Raw genomic sequence first — 23371 nt, forward strand, 5'->3', positions numbered from 1 at the left:
GATTTCAATTATAGGCTTCTTTAAGAGGATTACTCCTATTTTAAAATTAAGATATGCTTTTTACCATAACATCATCGATTAACCAGACATCATTTTTTTTCCGAATAAAAATTGTACCAGAGAATCCACATTTAGGACCACAAGAAAAACTTCCTTCCATAATTCCAAATTTTTTGGATTTATCAAAAGAAATTCTAGAGAAACGAACTATGCCGACAAAAGGAAAGTCATACTTTTCTCTCCAAATTAAAGTTCCTTGTGGGAACTCAGAACGATATCTATATTCAAAATTCTTATCATTATTTATATGAGAAAAGTTAATTCGATATGCCTTCTTATAGATAGAATCAATTTTCAAATTATATGAATCAAAATGTCTTTGAAGTTGATAGTTTACTCTACCGTCTATTTCATAAATTGTGTCATAAACAACCAAAACTCTTTTTGTTGTATCGGCTGCAAGTTCTGCCTTTTTTATTTTGTATTTCTTCCACATCTCTCCTTGACCAGTCGTATCGATTCCAATAATGCTATCATTTTCATCAAAAATTGGAATTGGAGGTGGAGGCGGCACAATACGAACACCAGGATGTAATGAATCTATAAGTTTAGGAAAAATTTCCTTAAAAACGGATTTTTCAAAATCCAATTCAGAAATATTTGATTCACAACTCGAAAGAATACAACAGCCTGAGAACAATAAAAGAAAAATTTTCAAACTCATTTTAATTAAATAATAATAAATTCTATTCTTAAAACTTCATAAACCTCCGCATCAATTTCAATCGAAACGGTGAATGTGGATAATAACGAATTGAAGGATCTAACCAAGTAGGTTTATCCATCACACTTTTATAATGTGTAAAAGTTTTAAAACCTGCTTCGCCGTGGTAATTTCCCATTCCGCTATGGCCAACGCCTCCGAAGGGAAGGTTTTCGTTGGTGATGTGCATAACGGTTTCATTGATCGCGCCGCCACCGAAGGAGATTTCTTTTAGAACTTTCTTCTTGATAGAACTACTTTTTGTGAAAAGATAGCAAGACAACGGTTTAGGGAGGCTGTTTACTAAGGCAATTGCTTCCTCTATGGTTTCATAAGTTATAACGGGAAGGATTGGGCCAAAGATTTCTTCTTGCATAACGGCATCTTCCAACGTTACGTTTTGCATTATCGTTGGCTGAATGCAGCGAGTTTCTACATTAGTTTCGCCACCATAATATATTTTTTCTTTGACGAGCATCTTCGTTAAACGCTCAAAGTTATTGCTATTAATTATTTGAAGATAGTTATCATTTTCAAAAGCGAAGTGTTGGCTTTCAATTTCCTTTTTTGTCTGTTCCAAGAATTGCTTTTCAATACTTTTATGAACGAGCACGTAATCTGGCGCAATACAGGTTTGCCCTGAATTGAGGAATTTCCCCCAGACTAAACGCTTCACTGAAATTTTAAGGTTACAGTTTTCGGTAACTATGGCGGGACTTTTTCCTCCGAGTTCTAAAGTTACTGGAGTCAGATTTTCTGCGGCAGCTTTGTAAACTATCTTTCCAACCTTGGTGCTTCCTGTGAAAAACATTTTGTCGAATTTCTGTTTTAAAAGTTCTTGGGTTTCTTCTACTCCGCCTTCAACCACTGTGAAAAAAGCTGGATCAAAATTTTCCTTTACAATTTTTGCCATTGCTGCGGCGGTGTTTGTTGGTAATTCGCTAGGTTTTAAAATTACTGTGTTTCCTGCTGTGATTGCTGCAATGATTGGTGCGAAAGAAAGTTGATACGGATAATTCCACGCGCCAATGACCAAGCAGACACCCAAAGGTTCTGGAATTATATAACTAGAAGCTGGAAAGTTAAGAATGCCCGTAGAAACATTTTCTTTGCGAGCCCATTTAAAAATCATTTTTCGGGCTTCTTTGATGTCTCTGTAAAGCAACGAAAGTTCGGTAGTATAATTATCGAATTCTGACTTTTTAAAGTCATTGTATATTGCTTCGTGGAGCAATGCTTCGTTTTGCTCTAACGCTTTTTGAAGGGTTTTTAATTGTGCTCTTCTAAAGTGAATGTTTTTTGTGGCGTGGGTGTTGAAGAAGTTGCGTTGGGCGGTGATAATTTCTTTCATAGTTTATTTATTTTAATTGAATAAGCAAACGCTACGATGAATTTGTCACCACAGAGGCACAGAGAACACAGAGAACACAGAGCTCTAACAATCTATTTAAAATTATCAATTTCGATTTGACTTTCGTTCCGATAGCTATCGGAATCGATTTCGATTTCCCTCCTACTTATCCCTATTCAAAACCTTATATTCTTCATAACAACCACTTATGGCATCTAGAATTTGAAGGTCGTTTGCGGTACGGATGAAGTCTTTGGAATAGCTGCATTTGTTTAGAATTTCATCTATATCTGCGCGTTCCAGTTGGAGTACAGCCATTAAAGTTTCACGGTCGAACTTACTTTGAAGTAGATTTCGTATCTCGTCATCATCCTTCATTTTACGAAGTTTTTTCATCTGCCTTGGTCGTTTTCCGAAGACATTATAGAGAAAATCTGCCGGATTGAAAATAGAACTAAGCACCTTACTTACTGCGCCTGGTTGGTTGCTTCCGCCTTCGTAGCCTGAGTTTAGGCCTGAAATTCTATAACGGTAATTATCATAAATAGGAATGAGTTTCGCGTCAATTTCTACATAACCTGTTAGCTGAACAGGTCTAATAACAACTTCTTCCAAAGCAATTCCCAACTCAGTCATTTTCACTTTAATATCGCCAAATTTAAGCCAGTCATTGGTTACACGAACGCGAATGGATTTAAAACCTAGATAAGAAAAAAACAGAGTGTCATTTACTGCTGCTTTAATTGCGAACTCCCCTTTTTCATTGGTGGTTGTTCCTTTTACTTGGTTTAGGTTTACGATGTTTACGTTTTCCAAAAGCTTGTCGTCTGCATCGTTCATTACGGTTCCTTTGATGGTATTGTTATCTTGTGCAAAAGAGTTTGCAGCGATAAAAAGAAGGGTAATAAGTAGGATAATTTTTTTCATAAACGGTTTTAATATACGGAAAAATTTCACTGAGGCGAAATGTTCCTTTCTTTTTCAAATTTATTTAGGTTACTGAGCTAAGTCGAAGTAGCAATGTTTCTTTGACGCCGCCGAACCATTCGCCTTTCAAAATACTTAGAATAATACTGTCTCGTCGTCCTTCAAGTGCTGCGCAATTACTTCTTAAAATGCCTTCAACAGTGCAGCCTAAACTTTTCATTGCCGCAATACTTCGTGCGTTGTTTGCATCTGCACGAAACTCTACACGCTCTATGCCAAGTTTTTCAAAGGCGAATTCAAGCATCAGTATTTTGCATTGTTTATTTAACCCTATGCCTTGAAATTCCTCGCCGTACCAAGTGTAACCCAATTGAATGGTGTTGTGTGTTTTTTGATAATCATAAAAACGAGTGCTACCAGCAATTTGCTGCGTATGTTTATCGAAAACAATAAAAGGGTATGAAGTTTCTTCTTTTCTTCCGCGTAAAGCGTGACCCATATAAGTTTTCAAATTCTCTAATCCGTCTGCGGGTTGAAGCGAATATTTCCAAAGGTCAGGTTGTTGTTCTGAAAAATGAATCAGCTTATCAATATCCTGATGATGCATCGGATTGAGCCGCACAGCGTCGTTTTCGAGTATATGTTCCTGCAGAAAGTTGAAGGTTTCCATAAGTATTAAAAAAATACGGGCCTCTTTATTTGAGGCCCGTAAATATAATTATATAGACGTTAATGTGGTACTAAAGTTTTTGAAAATGCTGGGTGTTTGATGTTAGATGATGAATGTGAAAAAATTCGTCCGAACTAATAAACTCATCAACTTTTAAACCCTAAACTTTTCAATATATCAACTTCTTAGTCCTTTCTTCTGCGTCTTCCGCCAGTACCTTTAGTATCTGGGCGCTCACTGCTTCTTCGGCTTTTACCTTTAAAAGCTGGTTTGTCGCCTCCGCCGAAACCACCGCTGCTACGCTTTTTGAAACTTCCTTTGCGTTCGCCGCGATCTCCACCTCTGTCTCCACGATCTCCTCGATCGTTTCTATCGCCTCTTCTTTTGCTACGGTCGCGATCGCGTCCGCCACCACCACTGCTTCTACCGCCGCTACGACCTGTGTCTTTAGAAATTTCGACATTAATCTGACGTCCTTCTAGTTGGAAATCCTTGAAGATACCCATCACTAATTCTTGGTGTGTCGTATCTGTATTAAAGAAAGAGAAACTGTCTTTTACGTCAACTTTATAAACATCGTCTTTTCCTAGTTGCAACAAATCACGAAGGAAATCCTTCAAACTCATCCAATCGAAATCGTCTTTATTACCGATGTTTAAGAAATAACGCGTACTGTCTTTATTTTCTTCAGCATAATTGCGTTCGCTGCCTCCTGAAATATTAAGATCTTTACTGTTTTTGTAGTAATTCAAGAAACGAGTAAATTCAACTGAAAATACTTTTTGGATTAATTCTTCCTTAGAAAAATCAGCCAATACTTCATTTATATTCGGAAGATAAGCATTTATTTCAGGGTTAATTTTCGTGTCTTTTATATTATTTGCCAAGTGAAACATCTGAACTTCACAGATTTCCATTCCAGAAGGAATTTCCTTTGCTATGAATTTCTTTTGAATCATTTTTTCAATTGTGTGAATTTTTCGCACTTCACTTTTTGAAACGATAACCATAGAAATCCCAGTCTTTCCTGCACGACCCGTACGACCGCTTCGGTGAGTGTAGATTTCAGTTTCGTCTGGCAATTGGTAATTTATTACGTGTGTAATATCGTCCACGTCAATTCCACGAGCGGCAACGTCTGTTGCAACAAGCATTTGTATTTGGCGTGCGCGGAATGATTTCATTACCGTATCACGTTGGCTTTGGCTTAAATCTCCGTGAAGTGCTGCAGCATTGTATCCGTCTTCAATAAGTTGTTCGGCAACTTTTTGTGTGTCGCGTTTTGTTCTACAGAAAATTACAGAAAAAATTTCTGGATTTGCATCTGCCAAACGTTTCAAAGCGCTATAACGGTCGCGAGCGTTCACTAAATAATATTCGTGTGAAACTTGGTCTGAACCTACGTTCTTTGTTCCAACGGTAATTTCTACCGGAGTATGCATAAATTTCTTTGCAATGGTAGAAACCTCTTTCGGCATTGTTGCGCTAAACAACCAAGTACTTTTCTCTTTTGGCGAGTGTGAAAGGATTTCGGTGATGTCTTCATAAAAGCCCATGTTGAGCATTTCATCTGCTTCATCTAGCACGCAATATTCAATTTTTGATATATCGATCAACCCACGGCCAATCATATCTTTCATACGTCCCGGCGTGGCAACGATAACCTGCGAACCTTTTTTAATCTGGCGTGCTTGGTCGGTTATACTCGCTCCACCATAAATAGCGGTTACGTTTAGCCCTGGCATATACTTACCATAAGCTATCATTTCATTTGTAATTTGAAGACAAAGTTCGCGAGTTGGCGAAAGGATAAGACCTTGTGTGGTGCGACTTTTTACGTCAATTTTTTGCAACATTGGGAAACCAAATGCTGCGGTTTTACCAGTTCCTGTTTGCGCAAGGGAAACCATATCGGTTTCGCGCTCTAAAAGGATTGGAATTGCTTTTTCTTGTACTTCCGAAGGGGTTTCAAAACCCAAGTCGGCGATCGCTTTTAGAAGATGTTCTTCCAAGCCGAGTGCTTTAAATGCTGTCATTATAATTTAATAAAATTTTTATATGCGTGCTAATGGGAAGCGACTGGACATATAAAAACGGACAGCTTCACTATAACACTCCTCACCCTGAGGATTTTTCCTGAAAATTCAAACCATCAAGGCTGTGATTTTTCAAGGGCGCAAAAGTAACTTAAAGTTTTCAGTATTCAGTTACAGTTGGCAGTTTTTTTACAGAAGGAAAAATCTTTGCTCAAACTAACGATTTATTTCAGTTCGAATTAATGATTAAAAAACTCCAAAATAATATCTGCTATTTTACTTTTGTATTTCTATTTTTGAAAAAAAATCATTTCATCTAAATTGTAATTATGATTAAGCGTTTACTATTTCTAGGGGTTCTTCTAAATTCGTTTTTGGCAATTTCCCAAACTATTGAATTTGGACCTTTAGTTCAATATCATCGTTCAGCCTTTATTTTTGAAGATAGAACAAAAATAATTGTTGGAGACGACAATATAAATTACGGAAACAAAACAACCGAAAGCGACAGCCATATTGGCTTTGGTGGTTATGCGGCTTATTATACCGAGAATACCTTTTCGTATGCCGTGGACTTATTTTATGTTGCCACCTCATCTCCAAATTATGGCGATAATACCTTTCATAGTATCAATCTAATTCCAACGGTTGGCGCAGAAATTGGAAATTCTAACTTGCATTTTAATTTAGGAATTGGAGCTGGGTTTATGTTGAACAAACCTTCCTTCGACAATGTAAAAGACGTACAACCAAGAAATTATAGCGCCATTGATGGTCTTGTGAAATTGGCCCTTCAATATAGAATTAAAGAACTTATGAGCATTGACGGAGGTGTTCTTTACGGTGTAAACAATGTAGTTGACGAGCAGCGTAGATTCCATTTTTATATAGGAGCTCGCGTGCCTTTAAATTTGTTAATTGATTAAAGAAAGTGATTGACAGATCCCAAAGGTTAGATTGCTTCGTGCCTCACAATGACTATTTGGGGTCTAAAACTGCCTACTGCAATTGCAAACTGCGACTGAACACTACCAACTTATTTAGAAAGATAATCAATCAATTGACGCATTGCTTTTCCTCGGTGGCCAATTTCGCTTTTTTGTTGAAGTGTCATTTGGGCGAAGGTTTTGTCAAAGTCTTTTGGTTGAAAGATTGGATCATAACCAAAACCTGAATCGCCAAGAATTTCTTTGGATATCTCACCTTCACAAATTCCTAAAAACATAATATTGGAATGATTCATTGAAAGGGCAATAGCCGTTTTAAATCTTGCAGAACGATCTTCTTTATCTTCCAGATTTTTCAACAGTTTTTGAATGTTTGCGTTGGAATCGTGAGAAACTCCAGCATATCGGGCACTGTAAACTCCGGGTTCGTTATTGAGGGATTTTACTTCTAAACCTGTGTCATCTGCAAAACAGTCCAAATTATATTTGTTTCGAACGTAATTTGCTTTCAAAATAGCGTTGCCTTCAATGGAGTCTGCGGTTTCTTCAATGTCTTCGTCGCAGCCTATGTCGTCCAGACTTAGTAATTCAATATGATGCGGAAGCATTGCTTTTACTTCTATGAATTTATTTTTATTGTGGGTAGCGAAGACGAGTTTCATTTTGATTTACGATTGTCGATTAACGATTTTTGATTTTTGAACCTTAGTTTTTGTAATTTATTTGGAATTTGATGTTTGCTATTTGGAATTTACCTCGTTATATCTTTCAATAATTTCTTCCGAAGCCTTAATCGTTTTCTTCAACCATTGCATTTCAACTTCAAATTTTTCTTCTTCGGAAAGCTGCCAATTTACATTGCTTTGCTTCATTTTTGAAACTACGCTTTGTAAAATAATTGCTGCAGAAACCGAAATATTCAAACTCTCTGTGAAACCATACATTGGGATTTTCAGAAAACCATCGGCTGCATTCATAACCGTATCGCTCAATCCATCTGTCTCTTTTCCGAAGAAAAAAGCACTTTTTTTTGAAACATCAAACTCGTGAAGCATCGTAGAATTTTCGTGAGGCGTGGTTGCAATAATTTGATAGCCGGAACTTTTCAAATTTGAAATGCATTCCTTTATAGAATGATATCTTTTAAAATCTACCCATTTTTGGGCTCCCATTGCAATTTCCTTATCAATGCGTTTGCTTACCTTTTCTTCCACCACGTGCAAATCTTGAATTCCGAAAACATCGCAAGTTCGCATTACAGCGCTAGTATTGTGAAGTTGATAAACATCTTCCGTAACTACTGTAAAATGACGCGTACGTTCAGAAAGCACTTTTTGAAAACGTGTATTTCTGTGTTCTGTGAGGTAAGTTTGAAGGTGATCTAAAAGTTCTAAATTCAAAGTTAATGAGTTAGGAGGTTATTGAATTTTGGCTAAGATAAAAGTTATTGGTTTAATAGATTGTTTCTTAAATCAGCAATTTTGAATAACTTAGTAACAAATAAGCAAATAATGAAAATTGCAGTACTAACAGGAGCTGGAGTTAGCGCCGAAAGCGGGATAAAAACTTTTAGAGATAGCAACGGACTCTGGGAAGACCACGATGTGATGGAAGTTGCCTCGCCTGAAGGTTTTGCACGTAATCCAGCTTTGGTATTGGATTTTTACAATCAACGTCGTAAAGAATTATTGACGGTTCAACCAAATGCCGCACATTTTGCTTTGGCGGAACTTGAAAAACTTTACGATGTTACTATAATAACTCAAAATGTGGACGATTTACACGAACGGGCTGGAAGTACGAATGTAATTCACCTTCACGGAGAACTTTTAAAAGCGCGAAGTACGTTTGACGAAGACCTAATATTCGACAGGAAAAAAGATTTAAACTTAGGCGATTTCTGCGAGCACAACCATCAACTGCGCCCACACATTGTTTGGTTTGGCGAAATGGTGCCAATGATAGAAGTGGCTGCAGAGATTGTTGAAAAGGCAGATGTAGTAATTATTGTTGGAACTTCAATGCAAGTCTATCCCGCGGCAGGTTTGATGCAATATGCGAAGGAAAACGCGCATATTTATTTCGTTGACCCAAAACCAAGCATTTCAAAAAGCAAAAGAATTACTGTTTTTGCCGAAAATGCCTCAACAGGGATTCCAAAGGTTGTTGAACTTTTAAAATAATGAATTATGCTTCCCGAAGATTTAAAAGAAAAATTGATGGAGGTTGACAGCAGTCGTGAAAAGAGGCTCGAAATTGCCTATTGGATAACCAAAAAACCTCATTTTGTTCGTGAAACACTTCAATGGTGTTTTACAGAAGAAAGTGAACTTTTAGTTCAATCTGCTTGGATTTTGGAGATTATCTGCGAGCATAAAGCAAAGAACTTCTTTAAATATATGCACTTATTTTTTGAGCAGCTTCCCAATATAAAAAATGATTCTGCGCTGCGTTCCTGTGCAAAAATTTGTGAAATGCTTTGCCATTATCATTTTATGTATGGTTTTGGTATATTTTATAGTGTCTTAAATAAAAACGAAAGACAGTGTATTACCGAGTGTTGTTTCGATTGGCTAATAACGGACCAGAAGGTTGCTTGCCAAGCTCCCGCGATGCAATGTCTTTATTATCTAGGAAGAGATAAAGACAAGAAATGGATTTACCCCGAATTAAGAAACATTCTAACTGAAAATGCCCCAAATAAAAGTGCTGGATATCAAGCAAGAGCTAGAAAAATTTTGAAACGGATTTCATAAATAATCTTCGGAAACTGTTAAAATATCTTTAAGTTTCAAAGGCTTGAGTAGCCAGTTGTTTAATTTTATAAATCCCAAAATTCAAAACGAATATGAAAAAATATCTTTTAATTTTTGCCGCCATTGGTTCTATTGCAATCACTTCTTGCAAAAACGAAACCAAAAATGAAGATCCTGAAGTTGTGTCTCCAGAAGATGGAGATATAATGGAAAGCGATGTGAATCCTCCTGAAATAGCTTGCTATCGCTATGTTTCAGAAAAAGATACCGTTTTGCTCCAAATGGAAAAAATGAACGATGATGTTGCAGGAACTTTAAGCTATAATTACTTCGAAAAAGACAAAAACGATGGCACTTTTGAAGGAATCATGGTTGGAGACACTTTAAAAGCGGACTACACATTTGAATCTGAAGGTTCAGTTTCAGTCAGGGAGCTTATTTTCATCAAGAAAGAAAACAAACTTGTAGAAGGTTATGGCGAATTGGAACAAGTAGCTGGGAAAATAAAGTTTAAGAAGAAAACAAAATTCAACTTCAATTATCTTATGCCTTTGGAAGAAGTAAATTGTGATTAAAATAATTTAAAACCAATCAATTATGATTAAAGAATATTGGCTCAACCTTCCCGTAAAAGATTTAAAGCGGTCAAAAAAGTTTTTCACTGAAATAGGTTTCTCTTTCAAAACCGAACGCGAAACAGATACTATGACGGCCCTTGTGGTCTGGAAAGCCACAATGCCTATTATGTTTTTTGAAGAAAAAATGTTTGAAAACGTTGTTCAGAACAAGGTTTCAGATGCTTCAAAAGCAACAGAATTAATGATTTCCTTTGATGCTGAAAGCGAAAAAGAAGTTGATGAAATGGCCGAAAAAGTAAAGAAAGCCAGAGGAACTATTTTCAGCAAACCGCAAACAATTCAAGGATGGATGTACGGTTTCGCTTTTAGCGATTTGGACGGCCATCGTTGGAATATGCTTTTTATGGATCAAAAGAATATGCCGAAATAATTTCAGTTTGAAAATGACTTTTTTCCACAAAAAAACTTGACAAATTTTAAAATCTGTCAAGTTTAAATTTTTAGAAAAAGGTTCTTTTAAGCGGTATCTCGAGGTTGGTGTTTTTCCTGCTTTTGTTTTACTTGAGGATTAATTTCCTTTCCGTGTGTAGCGCTTTTATTGATTGCTTGTTCTTTTTTAGATTGTTTTTCTGGTATTACGTTTTTATCATCCTTGTCCATAACTTTTATTTTTTTTGTTCAATCTATAAGGTACACAACTTTAAACCGCCATTAAAATTTTTAAAAGAGAATTAACATCTATCTGTTAACTCCTTTAAGCAACCAATCTTCTACTTTTACGTTTTCATCTTTGCTGTGTAGAACGGCAATATCACCGGTACATTCAAAAATTACAGCACGAACTTGCGATAGTTCCAAAATATTTGCTTCTCTCAGTTTGGAGCGTAAATCCGCTTCAGTAACTCTCGCCTTCCTCAGGTTAGTGTGTAAAATGTTTTGACCGTCCATTAATAGCAACGGCTGATTATCTACTATTTTTTCAACGACATCAAATCTCCTCAAAACAGCCAAAAAAATCTGAAGTAAATAAACTGCAGCCAACCCCACAACACCTTCCAATAAACTTACTGACTTTGAAAGCACCGTCGTTGCAATAAGAGAGCCTATAGCTACTGTCATCGCAAAATCAAAACTGCTCATTTTTGAAAAGCTACGTTTACCAGCAAGTCTTGTGAAAACTATTGTGGCTATATAAATTCCAATAGTCGTTAATACAATTGCTATAAGTGATGTCGGGGACGATTCGAACCATTTTTCCATTATTATGTTTTGATTTTAATTAAAATTTATCTGTTGAATTTATAATATTCAAGATATGGATGCGGGGTTTTATTGATGGAATGAATTATTGCATCCATTCCCATTGCGCTAAAAGTGATACCATTTCCGCCAAAACCCAATATATAATGTTCGTTCTTTTGAGGATCAGTTTTTCCAAAATAAGGCAATCCGTCTTTTGTTTCGCCAAAAGTACCAGCCCACGAATAATCTGCTATAAAAGGTATTTCGGGAAAACATTTTTGAAACTTTTTGGCAAGTTCTCTTTCTTTCTTGGGAAGCAACGCATCGCGGCGTGTTGCATTTTTAAAATCTCGGTCGCCACCGCCCATTACAATGCGTCCATCTTCTGTGCTTCTAAAATATAAATAAGGAGCATCGGTATTCCAATAAATATGTTTTTTGAAAGCCTGAGGAAGTGTTTCATAAGCTTCGGAAGCCAAGGCAAAAGTGCTTTTTAGATTTACAATATTTTCTTTAACAGTTTCGGTGCTCTCATAGCCTGTGCAATGTACAACGTGATCTACTTCAATCGTTAAACCACTTTTTGTCTTGGCTATTGTTTTCTCCTTATTCGTTTTTATCTCTTCAATTTCTGTTCTGTCATAAATCTCTAAACCTTTCTTACTACAGTATTTTAAGATGTCATTTGCTAATTTATAGACATCCATAATAGCACCAGATTGTGATTCTATGGCAGCGAATGCTTTTAAACCAAGATCTTGTAATTCATCTTTCAAGAGCCATTTCACCTTAAAACCATGTTCTTGTCTCGCTTCAAATTCATCTTTCAAAAACGAAATATCTTTTTTAGAGGAAGTGAAATAAACACTCTTCTTATATTCAAAATCACAAGAGCTCTTGACTTTAGTTGCAACTTTTTTTAGTTCCTTGATTGCTTTTTCACAATTTTGATAGCTTGATACTGCGCAAGTAAGTCCAACTTGTTCAATCAATTTATGAAGCGGCACATCAATTTCATATTGAAGCATTGAAGTGCTTGCGGCGGTACTTCCGTTGCAGATATCACGACGATCCACCATTATCACCTTTTTGCCTTCTTCAATAAGTTTATAAGCCGTAAGAGCGCCAGTTATACCTGCACCAATAACCAATACTTCCGAAGAAATTGATTTTTGCAATGAAGGATAACTTTGAGGAAGGGAATTAACTATAAGCCAATAAGGCTCGTTTGAACGTATATCCATAGTTTTTTTATTGAAAGATACTGAAAGCATGCCATTTTTACTGAATTGCTATTGGTTATTATTTGCAATTTTCTTCAAATCAAAAATTCCTTAACACTTATCGTTAAACACTTCTCAATTGTGAAATTGATAAGAACTTTTTTTGAACTACCAGTGTACCTTTAGAAAAAAATTAAAACAAAAAACTATGAAAACTACAAATGAAGAAGCAAAAGAGCACAACCACGATAAATTGGTAAACAATTTACAAGAGTTGTTAGAAAAAAATTATGATGCTGAAAAAGGTTTTACTAAGGCAATGAAGGACGCCAAAAACACAAGGTTAAAATCATTTTTACAGCAACAAGCTGCTCAAAGAGGCCGTTTTACTAATGAGCTTACACAAGAAATTAGAAACCTAAACGAAACGCCAAAAGATAGCGGTAGTTTCACAGGAGATCTTCACCGTACTTGGATAGACATTAAAAGTGCAGTAACGGGTAATGAAGACGAAGCCGTTCTGGAAGAATGCATTAGAGGTGAAAAGGCAAGTTGGGATGAATATGAAAACAAGTTAAAAAATGAAAACTTCCCTCCGAACGTAGCTAATGTTGTCCAAAAGCAAGCTTCAGAAATTCACAATACATTGTCTAAAGTGAAAACTTTAGAAGACCTTGCCGATAAGGTAGAATAATACAATGAAGAAGAAAAATGGCAAGAAAAAAGCCCTGAAAACATTATGTTTTCAGGGCTTTCGATTTAACCAAATTAATCAAAAACAACATTAATTCTTAACAAACTTCTTATTTGCAATTACGCTATTACCATCTAAAATAGTAAGATTATAAATTCCTTTATTTAAATTACTCACAATTATACTGTTGTCACTATTAGTTACGCCTTTAGAAATTTGGCGTCCCAACATATCTGAAATTATCATAGAATATTGGCTTAGGTCTATGCCATTCGTGTTAATGTTTAACTTTTCAGAAGTAGGATTTGGATATATCGAAAAATTAGAGACATCAAAGTCAGAAACGCTAAGAGGAACAACTGGAAGAGCTAATAATGCACCACCTAAAGGGCTTGCAACGTACAATCCAAAAGCAGGACCATTTGAATTTTGCGAAGGATCTAAAAATCCAGAAGCTAAAACTGTTAGAGCTGCACCGTCCAATCCTAAAGTTGCCAATGGAGCTTGATATCTAGCAACAGTAACCGCACCAGTTGCATCGGTTACATCAAGAACATAATCTGCGGTTGGAAGTTCCAAATATCCTTGAAATTCTGAGTATGAAATATTGTCAACAATAGTTCCAGCGCCAGCGCCAGTTTCAACAACGTCAACAGTTGGAGCGTCTGTAGAACCGTGATGTACTAAAACATCTACGTTCGCAGAATTTGAAGCCATTTCACGAGCCATCGGGAAAACTTGCAGTGTTAAAGGTGGCGCAGGATTGTATCCTGTTGGGCTTGCTATACCGTCTGCGACAACCACATATTTTTCATTTGCCGTAAGTGTAACAGGAACCGTTATTATCGCGTCGCCCACACTTGTGCTGTTTCCTGGAGCTACAGCTATTTCAATTTGAACACCTGCCGGAAGATCTAAAAACGGAGTTGCTGTTCTAAAAGCAAAATCGTCTAAGGCAAGGTTGCCATTTATGTAAACATCAACGGTTGATGCAGCCGCATCGGATGAGTTGTGTATCACTTGGACACGTGCTGTTTGTGCAATCGAACTTAATGTGAATAAAGCAATTGCGAGAATTGGTAGTACTTTTTTCATGATAAATGATTTTTAGTTTGAGTAAAACTACAAAACAAACTATTTTGTTTAATCTTTTTTCAGAAAAGTTTAACAAAATGAATTTTACACCTGATTAATAGCACTTTATAAATAGGTAAGGATTCTGAACTTTAAGAGTTTTCAATAATTAGGGTGAAAAACTCATTATTGAGCATAAAGAAAGAGGCTTCCTATAAAGACAGTACCTTTTATATGATACCTACGAAAATGCAATAGCAAAGCGAATAAATGGAGTTTTAAAACAAGAATTTGACATAGCGAAAAACGTCAAGGACTTTGGCATAAAGCAGAAACTTACTATAAAAATATACAACAATGTGAGACCACATTTGTCAAATCATATATTGATAGTAATACAAATACACCAACAAAACATATTGAAAAGAAAATAATACAAATCAAAAAACCTGAACAATGAGGTCATTGTTCAGGTTTGATTAATAAATTTAATCCTTTAATAATCTGTATCGGTTATTTAGGACTAAACGATGTTTTCCTTAATCTAGAATTTTAAGGAATTTACTCTTACTTACTCTTTAATCAAGCGTTTCACAGTGCTTGCGTTGTTACCAATTATCTGAACTACATAAACGCCAGAAGCAAGTGATGAAACATCTACTGCTTTTTCACCTTGCATTGTGCGAAGGTCTGTTGTGTTTACTAGTTTTCCGTTTATGTCATAGATCATCATTTTCTCTAAAGAAATGTTGGTCTTGTTCACAAGGTTAACCACATTGCTCGCTGGGTTTGGATATAATGCCAAACCTTTGTCCAATGAGTTTTTACCAACACCAATTGTGGTTTCCACAGTAAGTACAAAACTACAAGTAGAAACGTTTCCGTATTCATCCTCGGCAGTTAGTGTAATGGTGTGTGTTCCATCAGGAAGCGGAGTTCCCACTGCTGGAGACTGGCTTGTGATGGTTACTGGGTCGGTACAGTTGTCAACAGCTGTAGCTTCGCCAGTTGCAAAATAGTCTGGCAAGATGTAGAACAAGCCACCAGCTCCTGGATCAACAGTTTGATCTGCTGGGCAGGTAATTACTGGAGCAAGTTTGTCTACCACATTTACTTCGGCAGTACAAGAGGCAATGTTGCCACTAGCATCACTTACAAACACGGTAATCATTATTGGAGTTCCAATATCTGCACAGCTAACTGTGGTTACATCTACTGCGATGGTGCTAATTCCACAAGCTTCAACTATATCAGAAAGAAGGCTATAAGGATCGATGGTTGTAGTTCCATCAGGTCCAAGCTCAACTTCTACAACATTGCCTGTTCCAGCAAGTTCATAGCTAAGATCAAAATTATCTACGCCAGCTGCCCAGCCCCAACCGCCAAGATCGTCAAAAGTCCAACGAACTTGGAACGCTGCATTTGCAAAAGCAGAAGCATCAATTGACTCCGTTTGGATGTTTGGAACCAAATCTGCATCGTAAAGTGCTATTTGTTGCCAAGCTGTTCCATCATAAACCTCAACAGTGAATGTTTGGTCTCCAGATTCCTGGAAAGCAACATCATAGCCAACCAATACATTGGTTGCGTCTGTAAGGCCGTATACTGGAGAAGATAAGGAAACTTTATTGGTTTGTCCACTACCAGCTGCGTCATCATTAAAGATTGCTGCGTTGGATGTGAAATCATCACCAGTAGGCATTGCGCCAGAACCAAAGGTCCAATCTGCAACTCCAGCTAGAATCTCAGTAGACCATCCTGCAGGAACGGTAGTTCCTTCAAAATCTTCTGTTTCTGAAACTGTTGGATTTGTTCCACAAGTAATTACAGGAGCAATGTTGTCAATAACATTAACTGTTGCAAAACAAGTCGCAGCATTTCCACTGTCGTCCGTAACCGTAACTTCAACAAGCTTTTCACCTAAATCTGAACAAGTAAAATCTGCTGTGGTATTACCGTTTACAGTAGTTGTATAGTTACAAGCTTCCTCCACACTCTGTAAAAGTGTGTTAGGGTCTATACTCGCCATTCCGTTAGCATCAAGAAAAACATCTACTGAGGAAGAAGTTGGGACAACATACGTTTGCCCTACGTTTAAGGTTCCTGGAGTCGCTGCAGTTGGTGAATTCCAAGTAAAATCTGGATAGAAAGTACCTGTTCCGCTTAATTGCAAAGATTCGCCAATTGGAGTACTATTTGGTTCTGAAACACCAATATCTGTTGAAGTTAGACCAGCTGCAACGCCATCTACTGCCGTTAAGCTTCCTTCGTAGCTCAAAAACTGAATAACATTTCCATTATTCACTAAAGCGATCGCATCTGGCGAACCATTTTGAATACCCGCTATTTCAAAGTTTACGGCACCAAAACCATTGCCTTCATCATCAATAGTTCCGCTTAAATTCACCGTATTGTACTCAGTACCTCCGCTTCCATTATAAAAAACCAATGAATAAGTACTTAAAACCGTACCTGAAGGACCAGCAACTTCTACGCCTTCGTCTTCGTCTGTTCCTGCATTATCGTAATGAATTTCATTTATAAAAACTGAAGCGCCAGATGCTTCGCCAAGACAGGTAATTATTGGCGCGGTAGTGTCCTGCACAGTAACTGTGGCGGAACAATTTGAAGAATTTCCAGCAGCGTCAGTAACTGTAAGTGTTACAGAGTTAGCGCCTACCATAGAACAATCGAAAGTTGAAACATCCAAACTCAAAGAAACAGCGCCACAAAGATCTGAAGAACCGTTATCAACTTCAGACGGGGCAACTGTAACCATTCCTGTTATCGGGTCAAGTTCAACGGTAATATTTTGGCAAATAGCTACAGGAGCTTCATTATCAATAACGGTTATCAAAAATTGACAAGTTGAATTGTTATTATCACTATCAGTTACTGAAAGCGTTACAGTATTAACGCCAACTGGGAAAGTACTTCCGCTTGCAGGTGTTGCCACAATTAATGAAGAAATGTCTCCGTCTTCAGCATCCATAGCTAGACCAACAAAGCTCACTGCTGCACCACAGGTTCCAGTAACATTGTTTACAGTAATATCTGCTGGGCAAGAAATCATTGGACTAGAACCAGAGCCAGAACCCGCAAAGGTTTGTCCTGCATTGATAAGACCTGACGAACCAACTACTGGACCGCTCCAAGTAAAATCTGTATAAAGACTGCCTGTGCCCATAAGTTGAAGTGATTCACCAACTGGCGTAGAACTAGGTTCTGAAACTCCAATATCCGTTGAAGTCATTCCGTTTGCTGCTCCCGAAGTAGCTGCAAAAGAACCTTCATAACTCAAAAACTGGATTACAGTGTTTCCAGCATCAATCAACGCTAAACCATCTGGAGCTCCATTTTGCATGCCAGAACTTAAAAACCAAACTGTTCCAAATCCTGCACCTTCATCTGGAATTGTTCCCGATAGGTTTATAGTTCCATAATCTGTACCATTGGAACCGTTGTACAATTCAACTTTCCAGCCGGATAAATCTGTTCCCGCAGGACCAGCAATTTCAAATCCTTCAGCAACATCCGATCCAGCATTATCGTAATGTAATTCATTAATAAAAATAGCTTGCGCCTGCAAAAGCATCGTTGTTGCAATCAATAAGATTGTTAATGTAATTTTTTTCATGTGTGTATAATATTTAGTTTAATTAGAAAGACAAGTTTTTAGGCAGCACTATGGAATGCAAGAATATTCATCGTTTTAAAACGTTTCATAGATAATTTGTAAAAAGTTTTGAGCGCCAAATATAATTTATACCTCCATTATTTAAAAGTCTAAGAGTATTGGGTTATAATTAGTTTTCAACAGGAATACCCGCATTTTTAATTGCTGCAAAACCTCCTGCAACATCCACAACATTATGAATTCCGCGACTCTTTAATATTGAAGCCGCAATTACCGAACGATAGCCACCTGCACAATGCACATAAAATTTTTCGTTCTGCGGAAAATCATTCAAATGATTGTTAAGAAAACCAAGTGGTGCGTGAGTCGCCCCTGGAATATGTTCGTTGGAAAATTCGCCGTCGTTACGAACATCAAAGATTGGAACGTTGTTTTCCATTTCCTGCTTTAAGGTTTCGGCGTCAACAGATTCTAAAGTATCGATTTCTTTTCCAGCTTCTATCCAGGCTTCAATTCCGCCCTGCAAATAACCAAGCGTTCTATCAAAACCAACTCTGGATAATCGTGTAATTGCTTCTTCTTCTCTTCTTGGAGAAACAACTAAAAGTATTTTTTGTTCCACATCTGCCAACAAAGCACCAACCCAAGGCGCAAAACCGCCATCCAAACCAATAAAAATGGAACGTGGAATGTGCCCATCTATAAATTCAATCTGGTTGCGAACATCTAGAACAATTGCTCCAGTTTCATTTGCTATATTTTCAAAAGTATTTGGGTCCAAGGGAGTTGTTCCTTGCGCCATAACTTCATCAAAGTTTGTATAACCTTCGCGGTTCATTTTCACATTCATCGGAAAATAGAGTGGCAGCGGTGCTAAACCATCCGTTACTTCTTTTATAAATTCTTCGCGAGTCATATCTGCCCGCAAAGCATAATTCATCTTTTTTTGATTGCCCAAAGTATCAACGGTTTCCTTCATCATATTTTTTCCGCAGGCAGAACCGGCACCGTGTGCAGGATAAACTATAACATCATCTGCCAAAGGCATTATTTTATTTCGAAGGCTATCAAACAAAATTCCAGCTAAATCTTCCTGCGTAATTTCATTTGCTTTTTGGGCTAAATCTGGACGACCTACATCACCCAAAAACAAGGTGTCGCCACTAAAAATTGCGTAGTCTTTTCCGTTTTCATCTTTCAATAAATACGTCGTACTTTCCATAGTATGACCTGGTGTATGAATAGCTGTGATTGTAACATCACCCAATTTATAAACTTCTTCATCTTTGGCCAGAAGCACTTCAAAAGTTGGATTTGCGTGTGGTCCGTAAACAATGGAAGCACCAGTTTGCTGTGCTAATGTTAAATGTCCGCTCACGAAATCTGCGTGAAAATGGGTTTCAAAAATATATTTAATTTTTGCGCCATCTCTTTCAGCACGCTCTAAATAAGGCTTTGTTTCACGCAAAGGATCAATAATTGCAGCTTCACCATTGCTTTCTATGTAGTAAGCCCCTTGAGATAGGCAACCTGTATAAATTTGTTCAACTTTCATCGTTTTCTGTTTTCAGCAAATATAATGATTGTAAGCACTAAAGTTTTAAGAAGAAATATTGAAAGTGCCTATTTTCACAAAACTTTTGCATTAAGACATTCAAGTTATTTTATCTTTACCCTTTAACATAACTATATAATCATGAAAAAATTAGCTTTTATTTTACTTACATTATTAGTGGTTTCTTGCTCTACGGAAGGAAAACAAGAAGATGTAGTTCGCGAACTTTCCAAAAAAGATGCCATTGAAAAATTGCAGCTTCCAGAAGGCACTAGTTTCAATAATGAAAACATTGAAGTTACAGAAATGGAAACTGGAGAAGCTTCAATCGGTACAAGTTATTTAGTGAAAATAACAATAAAATCTCAAGACCGTGAGGGTAATGAAATTGTAAAAGTCCATACAATGACTTATAAAAAAACAGGTGAAGGCGGTTTGTCTCCTGAAGATTATGAACTTGTTTCTTTTGAATAATATTTAGTATTTCCATTATATGAAAATTATCCTTTTTTTAATTTTTTCACCTCTTTTTGTTTGTTGCAATGCTACACAAAATCAAGTCGGTTCGAAAAAAACAAACGTTGATTACGCAAATACAATAACTGCCAACGCTCTTAAAAAGCATTTATACATTTACGCAGGTGATGAAATGGAAGGCCGCATGACTGGTACTAAAGGTCAGTATATGGCTTCCAATTACATACGTGATTTTTATGTGAAAGAAGGCATTGAAGAAGCACCAGGAACGGACAATTATTTTCAAAATATTTCTGCTAGCTTTTTCGCTGGAAGACGGGATGCACAACCGTCTGAAAATGTGGTGGCTTTTATAAAAGGCTCTGAAAAACCTGAAGAAATTATTGTCATTTCAGCACATTTAGATCACGTTGGTACCGATAAAGAAGGAAATGTTTTCAATGGAGCAGATGATGATGGTAGCGGCACAGTTTCAATTTTGGAAATAGCGCAAGCCTTCCAGCAAGCGGTAAAAGATGGAAATGGACCAAAACGTTCTATTCTTTTTCTACACGTTACTGGGGAAGAAATTGGGCTATACGGTTCTAGATATTATACCGAAAACCCGTTATTTCCTTTGGCAAATACCGTTTGCGATCTTAATATAGATATGATTGGAAGAGTTGATCCCGACAAAAAGGACAATCCAAACTATCTTTATTTAATTGGAAGTAATATGTTAAGTCAGGAATTACAAGATGTTTCAACTGAAGTAAACAATAAATACACAAAGTTGGAACTGGATTATAAATATGACGATCCCAATGATCCAAACCGTTTTTACTACCGAAGTGATCATTATAATTTTGCAAAAAACGATGTTCCTATTATTTTCTACTTCAACGGTGTTCACGAAGATTACCACAAAATGACGGACACACCAGATAAAATTGAATACGATTTAATGGCAAAACGCGCTCAGCTTATATTTTACACCGCTTGGGAAATAGCCAACCGTGACCAAAGAATTGCGGTAGATAAAAAACAAAAGAAACAGGTTTGAAGGGAATCATGAATCACGACTGAAGTGAATCACGAACCACGACGGTTTGACCCACGACATTGGAAACGAGTCTAAATGGTTGGCTAAACGCACAAAACCTGAAACAAGAAACTAAAAACCAAAGATTTCGAAAACAAAAAAAGCTTCCCATTTCTGAGAAGCTCTTGTCTTGGGTGGAAGACCGGGTTCGAACCGGCGACCCTCGGTACCACAAACCGATGCTCTAACCAGCTGAGCTACAACCACCATTTTGCTGTGCTTTAAAACACAACTTCGCTAAGCGGACGCAAATATAAATCAAATCTTACGGTTGCGCAACAACCTTCTTCAAGATTTTTCTTAAATTTTAAATTTCGTCTTTATTGCGTAAAGATTTAAATTAAATCGAAAATCGAATCTACTGCTGGAAAGCGTTCTACTGTAAAACCTTCGGCATATTCGGTGCCTATAAGTCTTCCCAAATCCTGAGCTCTGTATGTTATGCTATCTCTAAAATTAGTTGAAGAAATCGGCGTTTCCGGTTCATCTGCTTCTCTTTTATGGAATTGGCTTTTATAAGCAAAAACTGCTTCCAACTTTTGGTCCATAAATCCAGTTACGTCTACAACAAAATCTGGTTCAATGTTTTTCCATTGAATGTAATGATAAACATATTTAGGGCGCCAAGCCTTTTGATGATTGCCTTCAAGAATGGTTTCAATTTTTTGTAAACCGCTTAAAAAGCAGGCGTCACTAACTAGCTTACTCGCCATTCCGTGATCAATATGGCGATCGTCAATTGCATTGCAAAGCACCATATCTGGCTGGTATTTTCTGATGATTTTGATTATTTCAAGTTTAGAGGCGGCGTTGTTTACTATAAATCCATCCGAAAACTCCAAATTATGTCGAAACTTTACGCCTAAAATTTCTGCGGCGTTTGCAGCTTCTTGATCGCGAATTTCAGCCGTGCCTCGGGTTCCAAGTTCGCCACGAGTTAGGTCTAAAAGCCCTACTTTTTTTCCGTTACTTATTTCTTTTGCCAAAGTTGCTGAACAGCCCAATTCCACATCGTCTGGGTGAGCGCCAATGGCGAGTATATCAATTTTCATAATCTATTTTAAATTTTTTCCATTTTTGAAACCGATTGAAAAGCTTCTTCCAAATCGGCTATAATATCTTCTACTTCTTCAATTCCAACTGAAAATCGCAATAAGCCATCACTTATTCCTTGTTCTTTTCGTGCTTCCGAAGTTAATAAACCGTGAGAGGTTTTTGCTGGCGAAAGAATAGTAGATTCCACTCCCGCCAAACTCATTGATGGTTTTATCATTTTTAAACCTTTCAAGAAATCTCCAACATTCAAAGATTCATTTATTTCGAAAGAAAGCATTCCAGTGTAACCATTCATTTGCTTTTTTGCAAGTTCGTGTTCTGGGTGACTCTTTAATCCAGGATAATAAACTTTCTCAACCAAAGGATGTTTTTCTAACCATTTCGCCATTTTTTTAGCGTTTTTGTTTTGTGCTTTTACGCGAAGTACCATAGTTTTCATACTTCGTTCCAAAAGCCAAACTGTATAATCACTAAGGCTTCCACCTAGGTTTTTGGCAAGATTCCAGATTATTTTTATTTGTTCTTCACTTGCAGCTACTGCTCCCGCACAAATATCACTATGACCACCCATATATTTGGTAGCGCTGTGAATCATAATATCAATTCCGAAATCTGCTGGGGTTTGATTTATAGGTGAAGCAAACGTATTGTCTATCATCGTTACGATGCCGTGTTGTTTTGCTATTTTTGAAATCATTTCCAAATCTGTAATTCGCATTAATGGATTGGAAGGCGTTTCAACAAAAATAACTTTGGTATTCTTTTGAATTTTTTCAGAAAAATCTGCTTCCGAAAAACCTTCAGCAAAGGAATATTCAATTCCGAATTTATGAAATTCTTCAACTACAAAATTATACGTTCCACCATATAAAGTCTGCGGAAGAACCACGTGATCGCCTTTGTGCAAAAACGCCAACATTGTAGTGCTCACAGCTGCCATTCCGCTTCCGAAGATAAGGGCGGCTTCACTTTTTTCTAGCATCGCTATTTTTTTGCAAAGCGCTTCCTGGTTTGGCGTGTTGAAGTAACGCGGATAACGCTTTACGTCCACATCTTCATAAGCATAACTGCTAGACATAAATAATGGTGAAATAGCGCCTTTAAACTGCTTGTCTTCAACTTCACCAACATGAGTGCAAATGGTGTTGGGACCTAAATTTTGTGATTTCATGGTATACATTTTTTTGGAGAGTTTAAAGGTATGATTTTTTCAAGAACACTACATTAAGGTAGCGATATATATCTTTTTTCTGAACATTTTTCGCTTCATATAAATAGCTTTGTATCAATTTTTATGACTTCAT

23 protein-coding genes and 1 tRNA gene are annotated in these 23371 nt (G+C 37.0%); 8 read left to right on the plus strand and 16 right to left on the minus strand.

Features of this window, described 5'->3' with window-relative positions:
* Nucleotides 1-46: 46 nt before the first annotated feature.
* From AEQSU_RS01105 to AEQSU_RS01125, 5 genes are all read right to left on the minus strand, one after another.
* Nucleotides 47-649, minus strand: coding sequence for a hypothetical protein (locus AEQSU_RS01105; protein ID WP_157429237.1), 603 nt, complete (start codon nt 647-649; stop codon nt 47-49).
* A gap of 103 nt (nt 650-752) precedes the next feature.
* Entirely contained in the window at nt 753-2114 is a 1362-nt protein-coding gene (locus AEQSU_RS01110; protein WP_014781011.1) for an aldehyde dehydrogenase, read from the minus strand.
* A 162-nt stretch (nt 2115-2276) separates the two neighbouring features.
* The gene (locus AEQSU_RS01115) at nt 2277-3041 is read right to left on the minus strand and encodes a carboxypeptidase-like regulatory domain-containing protein (protein WP_014781012.1); all 765 of its coding nucleotides are present in this window, start codon (nt 3039-3041) and stop codon (nt 2277-2279) included.
* A gap of 64 nt (nt 3042-3105) precedes the next feature.
* Complete coding sequence (locus AEQSU_RS01120; protein WP_014781013.1) at nt 3106-3711, minus strand: GNAT family N-acetyltransferase; 606 nt, start codon at nt 3709-3711, stop codon at nt 3106-3108.
* Between the two features lie 185 nt (nt 3712-3896).
* A complete protein-coding gene (locus AEQSU_RS01125; RefSeq protein WP_014781014.1) occupies nt 3897-5747 on the minus strand; it encodes a DEAD/DEAH box helicase in 1851 nt (616 codons plus the stop codon).
* Nucleotides 5748-6076: 329 nt separating this feature from the next.
* Here AEQSU_RS01125 and AEQSU_RS01130 point away from each other — a divergent pair, with 329 nt between their 5' ends.
* A complete protein-coding gene (locus AEQSU_RS01130; RefSeq protein ID WP_014781015.1) occupies nt 6077-6673 on the plus strand; it encodes a hypothetical protein in 597 nt (198 codons plus the stop codon).
* 110 nt (nt 6674-6783) lie between these two features.
* On the opposite strand, the gene AEQSU_RS01135 is transcribed toward AEQSU_RS01130, so the two are convergent.
* Both AEQSU_RS01135 and AEQSU_RS01140 read right to left on the minus strand, forming a co-directional pair.
* Nucleotides 6784-7356, minus strand: a complete 573-nt coding sequence (locus AEQSU_RS01135; RefSeq protein ID WP_014781016.1) for a non-canonical purine NTP diphosphatase — start codon at nt 7354-7356, stop codon at nt 6784-6786.
* Nucleotides 7357-7434: 78 nt separating this feature from the next.
* Nucleotides 7435-8094: a TrmH family RNA methyltransferase gene (locus AEQSU_RS01140; RefSeq protein ID WP_014781017.1), complete on the minus strand. Its 660-nt coding sequence runs from the start codon at nt 8092-8094 to the stop codon at nt 7435-7437.
* A 108-nt stretch (nt 8095-8202) separates the two neighbouring features.
* Here AEQSU_RS01140 and AEQSU_RS01145 point away from each other — a divergent pair, with 108 nt between their 5' ends.
* From AEQSU_RS01145 to AEQSU_RS01160, 4 genes are all read left to right on the plus strand, one after another.
* The gene (locus AEQSU_RS01145; protein ID WP_157429311.1) at nt 8203-8877 is read left to right on the plus strand and encodes an SIR2 family NAD-dependent protein deacylase; all 675 of its coding nucleotides are present in this window, start codon (nt 8203-8205) and stop codon (nt 8875-8877) included.
* A 6-nt stretch (nt 8878-8883) separates the two neighbouring features.
* Nucleotides 8884-9450, plus strand: coding sequence for a hypothetical protein (locus AEQSU_RS01150; RefSeq protein ID WP_014781019.1), 567 nt, complete (start codon nt 8884-8886; stop codon nt 9448-9450).
* Between the two features lie 92 nt (nt 9451-9542).
* A complete protein-coding gene (locus AEQSU_RS01155; protein WP_014781020.1) occupies nt 9543-10025 on the plus strand; it encodes a hypothetical protein in 483 nt (160 codons plus the stop codon).
* A 22-nt stretch (nt 10026-10047) separates the two neighbouring features.
* Nucleotides 10048-10458: a VOC family protein gene (locus AEQSU_RS01160; RefSeq protein WP_014781021.1), complete on the plus strand. Its 411-nt coding sequence runs from the start codon at nt 10048-10050 to the stop codon at nt 10456-10458.
* An 86-nt stretch (nt 10459-10544) separates the two neighbouring features.
* Here AEQSU_RS01160 and AEQSU_RS16740 read toward each other — a convergent pair whose 3' ends face one another.
* The 3 genes from AEQSU_RS16740 to AEQSU_RS01170 form a co-directional block, all read right to left on the minus strand.
* The gene (locus AEQSU_RS16740) at nt 10545-10688 is read right to left on the minus strand and encodes a hypothetical protein (protein ID WP_014781022.1); all 144 of its coding nucleotides are present in this window, start codon (nt 10686-10688) and stop codon (nt 10545-10547) included.
* A gap of 78 nt (nt 10689-10766) precedes the next feature.
* On the minus strand, nt 10767-11288 hold the full coding sequence (locus AEQSU_RS01165; protein ID WP_014781023.1) for a DUF421 domain-containing protein: 522 nt from the start codon (nt 11286-11288) through the stop codon (nt 10767-10769).
* Between the two features lie 26 nt (nt 11289-11314).
* Complete coding sequence (locus AEQSU_RS01170) at nt 11315-12514, minus strand: NAD(P)/FAD-dependent oxidoreductase (RefSeq protein WP_042492213.1); 1200 nt, start codon at nt 12512-12514, stop codon at nt 11315-11317.
* Nucleotides 12515-12701: 187 nt separating this feature from the next.
* Between AEQSU_RS01170 and AEQSU_RS01175 the strand changes: the two genes are divergently transcribed.
* Entirely contained in the window at nt 12702-13187 is a 486-nt protein-coding gene (locus AEQSU_RS01175) for a ferritin-like domain-containing protein (protein ID WP_014781025.1), read from the plus strand.
* A 90-nt stretch (nt 13188-13277) separates the two neighbouring features.
* Here the strand turns inward: AEQSU_RS01175 and AEQSU_RS01180 are convergent, their stop codons facing one another.
* From AEQSU_RS01180 to AEQSU_RS01190, 3 genes are all read right to left on the minus strand, one after another.
* Nucleotides 13278-14282: a T9SS type A sorting domain-containing protein gene (locus AEQSU_RS01180; protein ID WP_014781026.1), complete on the minus strand. Its 1005-nt coding sequence runs from the start codon at nt 14280-14282 to the stop codon at nt 13278-13280.
* A gap of 550 nt (nt 14283-14832) precedes the next feature.
* Complete coding sequence (locus AEQSU_RS01185; RefSeq protein ID WP_014781027.1) at nt 14833-17898, minus strand: HYR domain-containing protein; 3066 nt, start codon at nt 17896-17898, stop codon at nt 14833-14835.
* A gap of 169 nt (nt 17899-18067) precedes the next feature.
* On the minus strand, nt 18068-19453 hold the full coding sequence (locus tag AEQSU_RS01190) for an MBL fold metallo-hydrolase (RefSeq protein WP_014781028.1): 1386 nt from the start codon (nt 19451-19453) through the stop codon (nt 18068-18070).
* Nucleotides 19454-19594: 141 nt separating this feature from the next.
* On the opposite strand from AEQSU_RS01190, the gene AEQSU_RS01195 reads away from it, so the two are divergent.
* Entirely contained in the window at nt 19595-19927 is a 333-nt protein-coding gene (locus AEQSU_RS01195) for a hypothetical protein (RefSeq protein ID WP_014781029.1), read from the plus strand.
* Nucleotides 19928-19946: 19 nt separating this feature from the next.
* Nucleotides 19947-20972 carry a M28 family metallopeptidase gene (locus AEQSU_RS01200; RefSeq protein WP_014781030.1) on the plus strand — a complete coding sequence of 342 codons (1026 nt, stop codon included), beginning with the start codon at nt 19947-19949 and terminating at the stop codon, nt 20970-20972.
* A 171-nt stretch (nt 20973-21143) separates the two neighbouring features.
* On the opposite strand, the gene AEQSU_RS01205 is transcribed toward AEQSU_RS01200, so the two are convergent.
* The 3 genes from AEQSU_RS01205 to AEQSU_RS01215 all read right to left on the minus strand — a co-directional run bounded on the left by AEQSU_RS01205 (nt 21144) and on the right by AEQSU_RS01215 (nt 23238).
* A tRNA-His gene (locus tag AEQSU_RS01205) sits at nt 21144-21219 on the minus strand.
* 127 nt (nt 21220-21346) lie between these two features.
* Nucleotides 21347-22063 (minus strand): bacillithiol biosynthesis deacetylase BshB1, encoded by a 717-nt coding sequence (gene bshB1, locus AEQSU_RS01210; protein ID WP_014781031.1) that lies wholly within the window; start codon nt 22061-22063, stop codon nt 21347-21349.
* An 8-nt stretch (nt 22064-22071) separates the two neighbouring features.
* On the minus strand, nt 22072-23238 hold the full coding sequence (locus AEQSU_RS01215; RefSeq protein ID WP_042491541.1) for a trans-sulfuration enzyme family protein: 1167 nt from the start codon (nt 23236-23238) through the stop codon (nt 22072-22074).
* Between the last annotated feature and the right edge of the window lie 133 nt (nt 23239-23371).

This window comes from Aequorivita sublithincola DSM 14238 (assembly GCF_000265385.1).
GTDB lineage: Bacteria > Bacteroidota > Bacteroidia > Flavobacteriales > Flavobacteriaceae > Aequorivita > Aequorivita sublithincola.